Here is a 9715-nt window from a genome sequence, read left to right as displayed (position 1 = left end):
GTGTCCAGCTGCACCGCTCCCAGGCCGTGCAGCACGCCCGCCACCCCGGCCCGGCGGGCAGCGCGGCGGGCGGCTGGCCGCGTGGTGGGCCGGCGTGACGCCGGAGCCGGGGCCGCAGCGGGCCCTGGTGGCGTCCAGCTTCGTGAACCGGTTGGGGACCGGCATGTTCGTGGCGGTCTCGGCGCTGTACTTCACGCTGGTGGTCGGCATCCCGGCGCGCCAGGTGGGGACCGGACTCACCATCGCGGGGACCGCCGGCCTGATCGGGTCGGTGCCGGCCGGGATGCTGGCCGACCGGGTCGGCCCGCGGGCGGTGCAGCTGGTGACACTGCTCGTGCAGACCGTCACGATGGCCGGGTTCGTGTTCGTGCACTCGTGGTGGGTGTTCACGGTGGTGGCGGCGCTCGACCGGATCGCGGACGCCGCGAACAACGCCGCGCGCGGCACGCTCATCGGACGTGTCGGCGGCGAGCGCCCGGCGCTGTTCCGGGCGAAGCTGCGGACGTTCGTGAGCATCGCGGTGGTGCTCGGGACGCCGGTGGCGGGGATCGCGATCCAGATCGGGACGCGCGCCGCCTATGTGACGCTGATCCTGGTGAACGCGGCGACCTATGTGGTCTGTGCGTTGTTGCTGCTCCGGGTTCCGGAGTTCCCGCCGCTGCCCCGGCCGGCCGGGGCTCGGAGGTTCGCGGCGCTGGCGGACCGGCCGTACGCGGCGTTCGCCGCTCTCAATGGCCTGCTGAGCCTGCAAGGGGTGGTGACGGCGTTGGTGATTCCGCTGTGGATCACGGCGCGGACGCAGGTTCCGCCCTCGGTGGCCGCCGCGGTCTTCGGCTTGAACTTCGTGGTCGGCATCGTGTTGATGCAGCCGATCGGGCGGCGGGTGGAGACCACCGCGCAGGGCGGCCGGGCGCTGCGGGCCTCCGGGCTGGCGGCGGCCGCGGGCTGCGCGGTGCTCGCCGGCAGTGCCGCGGGTCCGCGCTGGGCGCAGACGTCGGTGCTGCTCCTGGGCGCGGCGATCGTCTCGGCCGCCGGGGTGTGGGCGCTGGCCGCCGGGTTCTCGTTGGCGTTCGGCCTGGCGCCGGACCATGCGCAGGGGGAATATCAGGGCTTGAATCTGCTCGGCCTGGACACCGCCGCGGCGGCCGGGCCGGCCGCGCTGACCGCTTTGGTGCTGGGGTTCGGCGCGCCCGGGTGGTTCGTGCTGGCCGCCGGGTTCGCCGCCGCCGGGCTGCTGGGGCCGGCGGTGACGGGGTGGGCCGGGCGCTGCCGGCCCGGGGCGGCGGTCACTGGCCGTGCCGCTCGGCCTTCAGCGGCCGGGTCATCAGCTCCTTGAGCATCTCGGCCGGCGAGCGGCCGTCGTGCACGATCGCCACCACGGTCTCGGCGATCGGCATCTCCACGCCGTGCCGGTCGGCCAGCTCCAGCACCGCCTCGCAGGACTTCACGCCCTCGGTGGTCTGCTTCACCTCCGCCTGTGCCTGCTCCAGGCTCAGGCCGCGGCCGAGGTACACGCCGAAGGTCCGGTTCCGGGACAGCGGCGAGGCGCAGGTGGCGACCAGGTCGCCCATGCCGGCCAGGCCGGCGAAGGTGTAGGGGTCGGCGCCCAGGGCCGCGCCGAGGCGGGCGGTCTCGGCCAGGCCGCGGGTGATCAGCGTGGCCTTGGTGTTGTCGCCCAGGCCCATGCCGTCGGCGATGCCGACGGCCAGGCCGATGACGTTCTTCACCACGCCGCCGAGCTCCACGCCGGTGACGTCGCCGACGGTGTAGGTGCGGAAGTAGGGGCCGTTGGTCGCGGTCTGGAGCCGCAGCGCCACGTCCTCGTCGCGGCTGGCCACCACGGAGGCGGCGGGCTGGCGGCGGGCGATCTCCGGGGACAGGTTGGGGCCGGACAGCACCGCGACGCGCTCCCGGCCGAAGCCGGTGACTTCGCGGATGACCTCGGTCATCCGCTTGGCGGTGCCCACCTCCAGGCCCTTCATCAGCGACACCAGCACGGTGTCCGGGCCGATCCGGCCGCCCCAGGCGGTGAGGTTCGCGCGCAGCGTCTGGGCCGGCACGCTCAGGAACGCGAACTCGGCGCCGGCCAGGGCGTCGGCCGGGTCGGTGGTGGCGCGCACCGCGTCCGGCAGCCGCACGCCCGGGAAGTAGTCGGGGTTCTCGTGGCCGGCGGTGATCGCCGCGACCTGGTCGGGCCGGCGGCCGACCATCACGACGTCGTTGCCCGCGTCGGCCAGGACGATGCTCATCGCCGTGCCCCACATCCCGGTGCCGAAGACGGCGCAACGCCTCATGCGGTGTCGACCTGCTTTCCGATCTCGTCCTCGCCGGGCAGGCCGGCGGTGGTGTGGCCGGCCGTGTCCTCGACGGCTTCAACGACGGTGGCGCCGAAGGCGTTCCGGGGGCGCGCGCCGTCGCCGTTCGCACCGTGCTCCGAAACGTACCGTGTCGCGGGCGGTTCCTCGCCCCGGAGCTTCGCGAGCAGCTCGGTGATGGCGTCCATGATGCGGTCGGTCGCGGTCTTCAGCGTCTCGGCGGTGACCGGGACGGTGCGCAGGTCGTCGAGGTCGACCGGGGGTCCGGCCAGCATGATCATCCGCTTGCGGGGCAGCAGGTGCGGCTTCTTCTCGCTGTAGGCCAGGATCTCCTGCGGGCCCCACTGGGCGACCGGCACCACCGGACAGCCGGTGGCCAGCGCGATCCGCGCCGCGCCGCTCTTGGCGGCCATCGGCCACAACGCGGGGTCGCGGGTGATGGTGCCCTCCGGATACATCGCCACCGCCTCCCCGGCCTCGACCGCCGCGATGGCGTCGCGCAGCGCGTTGGCGGCGTCCGCGGTGTCCCGGTACACGGGGATCTGCCGGGCCGCCCGCAGCACGCCCCCGACGAACTTGTTGCGGAACACCCCGGACTTGGCCAGGAACCGCGGGATCCGGCCGTTGCCGTACACGAAGTGGCCGAACGCCAGCGCGTCGACGTGCGACAGATGGTTGGCCGCGATGACCACTCCCCCGCTGCGCGGGATGTTCTCGCCGCCGCGCCAGTCCCGCTTCATCAGCAACCGGAGCAGCGGCAACAGCACGACGGAGATGAAGCGGAACGCCGGGCCTTGCTTCCTGGGCGGCCGGTAAGGGGTGGATGAGGGCATCCACCAAGTGTTGCCGAGGGCCGGGCCTCGGAACAAGTAGCGGGGTCTGCGCCCCGGCATGACAGGATCAACGCATGCCCCGGTCAGCCCCTTCCGACCCTTCCGAAGCGACACGCTGGTGTCTGGTGGTTCCGGTGAAACGGTTGGGACACGCCAAGAGCCGGCTGGGCGGCCCCCGCGTTCCACCAGCCCTGCGCGAGCAACTGGCGCTCGCCTTCGCGACCGACGCGGTGAGCGCCGCCCTGTCCGCTCAACGCGTGACCGCCGTCCTGGTGGTGACCGACGACCCGACAGCAGGAGCGGTCCTCGGCGCCCTGGGCGCGATAGTGGTGCCGGACGAACCGGACGCCGGCCTCAACGCGGCCTTCGCCTTCGGGGCCCGCACCGCGCGGGCGAAACTCGGGACCGACATCGGCGTCGCCGCGTCAGCTGCTGATCTTCCGGCTTTGCGGAGCGGGGAGTTGGACATTGCGTTGGGACGCATTGTCGACAAGCTCCACGAAATCGACGAGGGAGATATCACCCTCACCCGTCATCACAATAAGCGCTTTTTCGTTCCCGATGCGCACGATATCGGCACCACGATGCTTTTCGCGCCACCGGGAGTGGAGTTGGCTCCCCGTTTCGGCGGACCGTCCAAGACAGCGCACAGCGCATCCGGCGCCATCGAGCTGACCGGCCCGGACATCAGTTCGCTGCGACGCGACGTCGACACTGCCGAGGATTTGGCGGCTGCGCTACTACTTGGAGTGGGACCCGCCACCGCGATGGTGTGGAGCCAACGGGATGGGTCAGGAGCGGGGCCGGGTGTATAAACGGTCCGTGACGAGCACAGAGGTCCAAGCCACCGCTCGGGTTTTCGACCCCGCGACGCGCACCGGCACCGTTCTCCTGGACGACGGCACTGAGGTTGCTTTCGACGCTGCTGCCTTCAACGCTGGTGGGCTGCGGTTGCTGAGGTTGGGTCAGCGCGTGCGGATGCGGCGGGATGAGGGTGGGCGGGTGACGGTTTTGACGCTGATTACGTTGCCGTTGCCGGTGGGGTTGGTGTAGCAGGCGAGGTTCGTGTAGGTGGGGTTGAGTCTGCTGGGTTGAGGTTGAGAGCCAGGCAAAGTCAAAAGCTGGGTAAGGCAGGCGCCTCCGGCGAGGGCCTCTGATCCCTCGGAGAACTGGCGCTGCTCCATAGGTGGGCCCGGCTAGTCCCTGCGCTGGCGGTTTGTGAGGTGGGGGTTTGTTCCCCTCGCTCACGTCGGCAGCCCTACGGGTACAGCACCGCCGCCCAGGTATCAAGTCCATGCCGGAACCTTGTTGTTCTGGCGCTGCGGTTGCGCTTGCATGAACTTGACACCTGGTCGGCGGTACTGTAGGCAAAGCCCTGCCGACGTGACCGAGGAGAACAAACCAAAAACCCAGGCAGAGGTCTGACAATCACTGGGTAGGAGGCTGGGCGCCTTGCTGACTACGGCCGCCGGGAAGGTTCAAAGCAAACCCAAAGGCTGAAGACCTCGCGAAGGCGGTCAGTCGAAGTCCTGCCCCACCGGTGACTGAAGGTCGGCCTCACCGGGGGCTGAAGGGTCGGCACCGCTGAAGGCTGGCCTCACCGGCCGCCGCAAGATTCTCCTCGCCGAAGGCTGGCCCCCACCGGCAGCCGAAAGGTCGGCCCCGCCAAAGGTTGGCCTCGCTGGCGGCCGAAGGTTGGCCCGCCAAAGGTTTGACCTCACCGGCAGCCGAAGGTTGGCACTCCCCAGCGGTCGAAGGTTTGCCCCACCGGCGGCCGCAAGGCTGAAGCGTGCCGCCTCCGCCCCCGGATCCTTCAGTCCTCTCCCTGGGTTTTTGGTTTGTTCTCCTCGGTCACGTCGGCAGGGCTTTGCCTACAGTACCGCCGACCAGGTGTCAAGTTCATGCAAGCCCAACCGCAGCGCCAGAACAAAGAGTGCGGGCATGGACTTGATACCTGGGCGGCGGTGCTGTACCCGTAGGGCTGCCGACGTGAGCGAGGGGAACAAACCCCCACCCCACAAACCGCCAGCGCAGAGACTAACCAGACCCCCCTATGGAGCTGGCGCCAGTTCTCCGAGGGATCCGAGGCCCTCGCCGGAGGCGCCTGCCTTACCCAGCTCTTGACTTTGCCTGGCTCTTGACTGGCTCTTGACTTCAACTAACGCTCGACCCTCGACCCAAACACCGCGAGGCGGCATCCCAGTCACCCGGAACACCGCCTCGTACCGGCCCACACGGCCCCACACGGCCCACACAGCCGACACGGCCCACGCAGACCCAAAAAACCCACGTAGAGGAGCGCAGACCCAACTACCGCTTAGCAGCAGTCTTCTTCGCCGGCGCCTTCTTCGCGGTGGTCGCGGTGGTTCGCTTAGCAGGCGCAGCCTTCTTCGCCGGGGCCTTGGCGACCTTCTTCGCGACCGGTCGGGCGGCCGCCTTCTTGGCCGGGGTGGCCTTCTTGGCCGGGGCCTTCTTCGCGGTGGCGGCCTTCTTCGCCGCCGCCTTGACGACGGTCGCCTTCTTGGCGGCGGCCTTCTTCGCGGGGGCTGCCTTCTTGGCGGGGGCGGCCTTCTTCGCGACGGTCTTCTTCGCGGCGACGGCCTTGGTGGCGGTCTTCTTGACCGGGGCGGCCTTCTTCGCGGGTGCCTTGGCCGGGGCCTTGGCGGCGACGGCCTTGGTGGCGGTCTTCTTGGCCGGAGCGGCCTTCTTCGCCACCGCCTTGGCGGTGGTCGCCTTCTTCGCCGTGGTCTTGGCGGCGGCCGGGGCCTTCTTGTCGCCGTTGACGATGTCCTTGAAGCCCTGGCCGGCCTTGAACTTCGGCGCCGAGGAGGCCTTGACCTTCACCGACTCACCGGTGCGGGGGTTGCGGGCGGTGCGAGCCGGGCGCTTGACCTTCTCGAAAGAGCCGAAGCCGGTGATGGAGACCTTCGTCCCACCGGCCACCGAGGAGACGATCGCGTCCAGGACCGCGTCCACCGCGTCGCCGGCGTCCTTCTTGCTCGCGTTGAGCTTGTCGGCGACGGCCTCGATCAGCTGGGCCTTGTTCATGTCTACCTACCCTTGGGCTGTTGGTGCGTTTTCGCTCTGATTTCGGCCGTACGTCGCATCCTTGCTCCGTATCAGAACCAATCGCACCGTATGGGGGCGCCAGAGGGCGAATCAAATACCTAGGGGTTAAATCACCCTTGTGTCGCAGTGTTTTTCCCAGAAGGGGTGTCTGCGGGGCTTGTGGCGGCCTCCGGGACGAGCGCCGACAACTCGCTGAAAAACGCTTCCAGCCGATGGGCCGCGACCGTCACGTCATGCCGCGCCAGGGCGGTGATCGCGAGCACTCTCTTGGTGAGTTCGGCCCGTCGCGGCGCCGGGATCCGTGGGTCGCCCAACGCCTTGTGCGCGTCCTTGAGGCGCGCGGCGAAGGCCGCGTAGCGCGAAGGACGAGGCCGAGAGGGGAGATCCGAGGGCATTCACCAATACTGCCCTCGGGAGCGGCCGAAGCAGAAACCGATCAAGACCGAGGGGCGCCGGTCCCGGACCGGCGCCCCTCGGTGTGGTGCTCGCTGTAGTGCTCACTGTGGTGCTTCAGCGGTGCTTCAGCGGTGCTTCTGTGGTGCGTGCTGCTGCTCGCCCCGGTACTCGCCGTACTGTCGAGCCTCAGGCAGCCTCAGACAGCCGCAGGCAGCGTACGCGGCTTGTAAGCCGGCCGCTCCGTCTCGAACTCGTCGATCACCTCGCCGTGGCGCAGCGTCAGGCTGATGTCGTCCAGCCCTTCCAGCAGGCGCCACCGCGTGTAGTCATCCACCTCGAAAGTGAACACATGCCCCTCGACGCGCACCTCGCGCGCTTCGAGGTCCACCGTCACCTCAGCCTCGGGGTGGTTCTCCAACAACTTCCACAACAGCTCGATGTCGTCCTGCGCCAGCACCGCCGTCAGCAGCCCGTCCTTGGCGGAGTTGCCGCGGAAGATGTCCGCGAAACGCGCCGAGAGCACGACCTTGAACCCGTAGTCCTTCAGCGCCCACACCGCGTGCTCGCGCGAGGAGCCGGTCCCGAAGTCCGGTCCGGCCACCAGGACCGAGACGCCCTGGTACTGCTCCTGGTTCAGGATGAACTCGGGGTCGGCGCGCCACGCGGCGAACAGCCCGTCCTCGAATCCGGTGCGGGTGATGCGCTTGAGGTACACCGCCGGGATGATCTGGTCGGTGTCGACGTTGGACCGGCGCAGCGGCAGCGCGCGCCCCGTGTGCGTCGTGAACTTCTCCATGTCCTGCCAGCTCCTTCTCGTCGGCCGGTTCAGGCGGCCAGGTCCGACGGGGACGACAGCGTCCCCCTGATCGCGGTGGCGGCGGCGACCAGCGGCGACACCAGGTGGGTGCGGCCGCCCTTGCCCTGGCGGCCTTCGAAGTTGCGGTTGGAGGTGGACGCCGAGCGCTCGCCGGGCGCCAGCTGGTCGGGGTTCATGCCCAGGCACATCGAGCAGCCCGCGAAGCGCCATTCGGCGCCGGCCGCCAGGAACACCTCGTGCAGACCCTCGGCCTCGGCCTCCAGCCGGACCCGCGCGGAGCCCGGGACCACCAGCATCCGCACGCCGTCGGCGACCTTGTGGCCCTTGATGACGGCGGCCGCGGCGCGCAGGTCCTCCAGCCGGCCGTTGGTGCACGAGCCCAGGAAGACGGTGTCGACCCTGATCTCGCGCAGCGGGGTGCCGGCCTCCAGGCCCATGTATTCCAACGCCTTGCGGGCCGCGGTCTTGTCCACCTCGGCCTCGAAGTCGGCGTCCGGGTCCGGGACCGAGGCCGACAGCGGCAGGCCCTGGCCGGGGTTGGTGCCCCAGGTGACGTACGGGGTCAGCGCGTCGCCGTCGATGACCACCTCGGCGTCGAAGGTCGCGCCCTCGTCGGTGCGCAGCGTCCGCCAGTACTCGACGGCGGCGTCCCAGTCGGCGCCGGCCGGCGCGTGCGCGCGGCCCTTCAGGTAGGCGAAGGTGGTCTCGTCCGGGGCGATCATCCCGGCCCGGGCGCCGGCCTCGATGGACATGTTGCAGACCGTCATCCGGCCCTCCATCGACAGCTTCTCGATGGCCTCGCCGCGGTACTCCAGGACGTAGCCCTGGCCGCCTCCGGTGCCGATCCGCGCGATGACCGCCAGCACCACGTCCTTGGCGGTGACGCCCTCGCCCAGCGCGCCGGTGACCGTCACGGCCATCGTCTTGAACGGCTTGAGCGGCAGCGTCTGGGTGGCCAGCACATGCTCGACCTCGCTGGTGCCGATGCCGAAGGCCAGGGCGCCGAAGGCGCCGTGGGTGGAGGTGTGGGAGTCGCCGCAGACCACGGTCATCCCGGGCTGGGTCAGGCCCAGCTGCGGGCCCACCACGTGCACGATGCCCTGCTGGGCGTCGCCGAGCGGGTGGATCCGCACGCCGAAGTCCGCACAGTTCTTGCGCAGCGTCTCGATCTGCAGCCGGGACACCGGGTCGGCGATCGGCTTGTCGATGTCGAGGGTGGGGGTGTTGTGGTCCTCGGTGGCGATGGTGAGCTCGGGGCGCCGCACCTGGCGGCCGGCCGCGCGCAGGCCGTCGAAGGCCTGCGGCGAGGTCACCTCGTGCAGCAGGTGCAGGTCGATGTAGAGCAGGTCGGGCTCGCCGTCGGCCGAGCGGACCACGTGGTCCGCCCACACCTTCTCGGCCAGGGTGTGGGGCATCGTCGCTCCTGTCTTTCCCACTACGGTTCGCATCTGTCGCCATCGGCGGCCCGGGGATTCGATCTTTCCGGGCCGGACGCCTTGCGTCTCGGGATCTGAGACGGCAGAATTCGGTCTATGGACAACTCTAGCGGAGTCGGCGTCCTGGACAAGGCCGCCGTCGTACTCAGCGCCTTGGAGGCGGGCCCCACCACCTTGGCGGGACTGGTCACGGCCACGGGTTTGGCCCGTCCCACGGCCCACCGTCTGGCCGTCGCACTCGAACACCATCGTCTCGTATCCCGGGACATGCAGGGCCGGTTCATCCTCGGCCCCCGACTGCAGGAACTGGCCTCGGCGGCCGGCGAGGACCGGCTGCTGGCCGCGGCCGGACCGGTGCTGGCCGCGCTGCGCGACCACACCGGCGAATCGGCGCAGCTCTACCGGCGCCAGGGCGATCTGCGGGTCTGCGTCGCGGCCGCCGAGCGCATGTCAGGGCTGCGCGACACCGTGCCGATCGGCTCGGCGCTGCCGATGACCGCCGGCTCGGCCGCGCAGATCCTGCTGGCCTGGGAGGAGCCGGACCGGCTGCACCGCGGGCTGCAGGGCGCCCGGTTCACCGCCACCACGCTGGCCGGCGTGCGGCGGCGCGGCTGGTCGCAATCGGTGGCCGAGCGCGAGCAGGGCGTGGCCTCGGTGTCGGCGCCGGTGCGCGGACCGAACAACCGGGTGATCGCGGCGGTGTCGGTCTCCGGGCCGATCGAGCGCCTGACCCGGCAGCCGGGGCGGCTGCACGCGCAGTCGGTGGTGGAAGCCGCGGCGCGGCTGAGCGAAGCGGTGAAGCGCGGCTCCTGACCGGAGCGCGCAGGACTCGTACCAGTCGGCGCGCAT

General features: G+C 70.3%; 10 protein-coding genes. 4 read left to right on the top strand and 6 right to left on the bottom strand.

The annotated features are described in order from the left end of the window. Positions 1–1336: MFS transporter (locus ABD481_RS02990; protein ID WP_344663910.1), on the top strand; the 1336-nt coding region annotated here is incomplete at its 5' end. On the opposite strand, the gene ABD481_RS02985 is transcribed toward ABD481_RS02990, so the two are convergent. Next, positions 1287–2294, bottom strand: a complete 1008-nt coding sequence (locus ABD481_RS02985) for an NAD(P)H-dependent glycerol-3-phosphate dehydrogenase (RefSeq protein WP_344663909.1) — start codon at positions 2292–2294, stop codon at positions 1287–1289. The genes ABD481_RS02990 and ABD481_RS02985 overlap by 50 nt on opposite strands. After that, complete coding sequence (locus tag ABD481_RS02980) at positions 2291–3148, bottom strand: lysophospholipid acyltransferase family protein (RefSeq protein WP_344663908.1); 858 nt, start codon at positions 3146–3148, stop codon at positions 2291–2293. The genes ABD481_RS02985 and ABD481_RS02980 overlap by 4 nt, the downstream gene beginning before the upstream one ends. 74 nt (positions 3149–3222) lie before the next feature. Between ABD481_RS02980 and cofC the strand changes: the two genes are divergently transcribed. Both cofC and ABD481_RS02970 read left to right on the top strand, forming a co-directional pair. Next, positions 3223–3963 carry a 2-phospho-L-lactate guanylyltransferase gene (gene cofC, locus ABD481_RS02975; RefSeq protein ID WP_425559098.1) on the top strand — a complete coding sequence of 247 codons (741 nt, stop codon included), beginning with the start codon at positions 3223–3225 and terminating at the stop codon, positions 3961–3963. Continuing rightward, positions 3935–4201 (top strand): hypothetical protein, encoded by a 267-nt coding sequence (locus tag ABD481_RS02970; protein ID WP_344663906.1) that lies wholly within the window; start codon positions 3935–3937, stop codon positions 4199–4201. Before cofC ends, ABD481_RS02970 begins: the two co-directional genes overlap by 29 nt. A 1257-nt stretch (positions 4202–5458) precedes the next feature. On the opposite strand, the gene ABD481_RS02965 is transcribed toward ABD481_RS02970, so the two are convergent. The 4 genes from ABD481_RS02965 to leuC form a co-directional block, all read right to left on the bottom strand. Next, a complete protein-coding gene (locus ABD481_RS02965; RefSeq protein WP_344663905.1) occupies positions 5459–6196 on the bottom strand; it encodes an HU family DNA-binding protein in 738 nt (245 codons plus the stop codon). Positions 6197–6327: 131 nt separating this feature from the next. Beyond that, entirely contained in the window at positions 6328–6612 is a 285-nt protein-coding gene (locus ABD481_RS02960) for an SCO5555 family protein (protein WP_344663904.1), read from the bottom strand. 197 nt (positions 6613–6809) lie between these two features. Next, positions 6810–7409, bottom strand: a complete 600-nt coding sequence (gene leuD, locus ABD481_RS02955; protein ID WP_344663903.1) for a 3-isopropylmalate dehydratase small subunit — start codon at positions 7407–7409, stop codon at positions 6810–6812. Between the two features lie 29 nt (positions 7410–7438). Continuing rightward, on the bottom strand, positions 7439–8845 hold the full coding sequence (leuC, locus tag ABD481_RS02950) for a 3-isopropylmalate dehydratase large subunit (RefSeq protein ID WP_344663902.1): 1407 nt from the start codon (positions 8843–8845) through the stop codon (positions 7439–7441). A 117-nt stretch (positions 8846–8962) separates the two neighbouring features. Here leuC and ABD481_RS02945 point away from each other — a divergent pair, with 117 nt between their 5' ends. Continuing rightward, on the top strand, positions 8963–9679 hold the full coding sequence (locus ABD481_RS02945; protein ID WP_344658741.1) for an IclR family transcriptional regulator: 717 nt from the start codon (positions 8963–8965) through the stop codon (positions 9677–9679). The last annotated feature ends 36 nt before the right edge of the window (positions 9680–9715 follow it).

This window comes from Catenulispora yoronensis, assembly GCF_039531695.1.
GTDB classification, from domain to species: Bacteria; Actinomycetota; Actinomycetes; order Streptomycetales; family Catenulisporaceae; genus Catenulispora; species Catenulispora yoronensis.
Note: the sequence above shows the minus strand (reverse complement) of the source record. Positions and strands in the feature narration are given on the sequence as shown.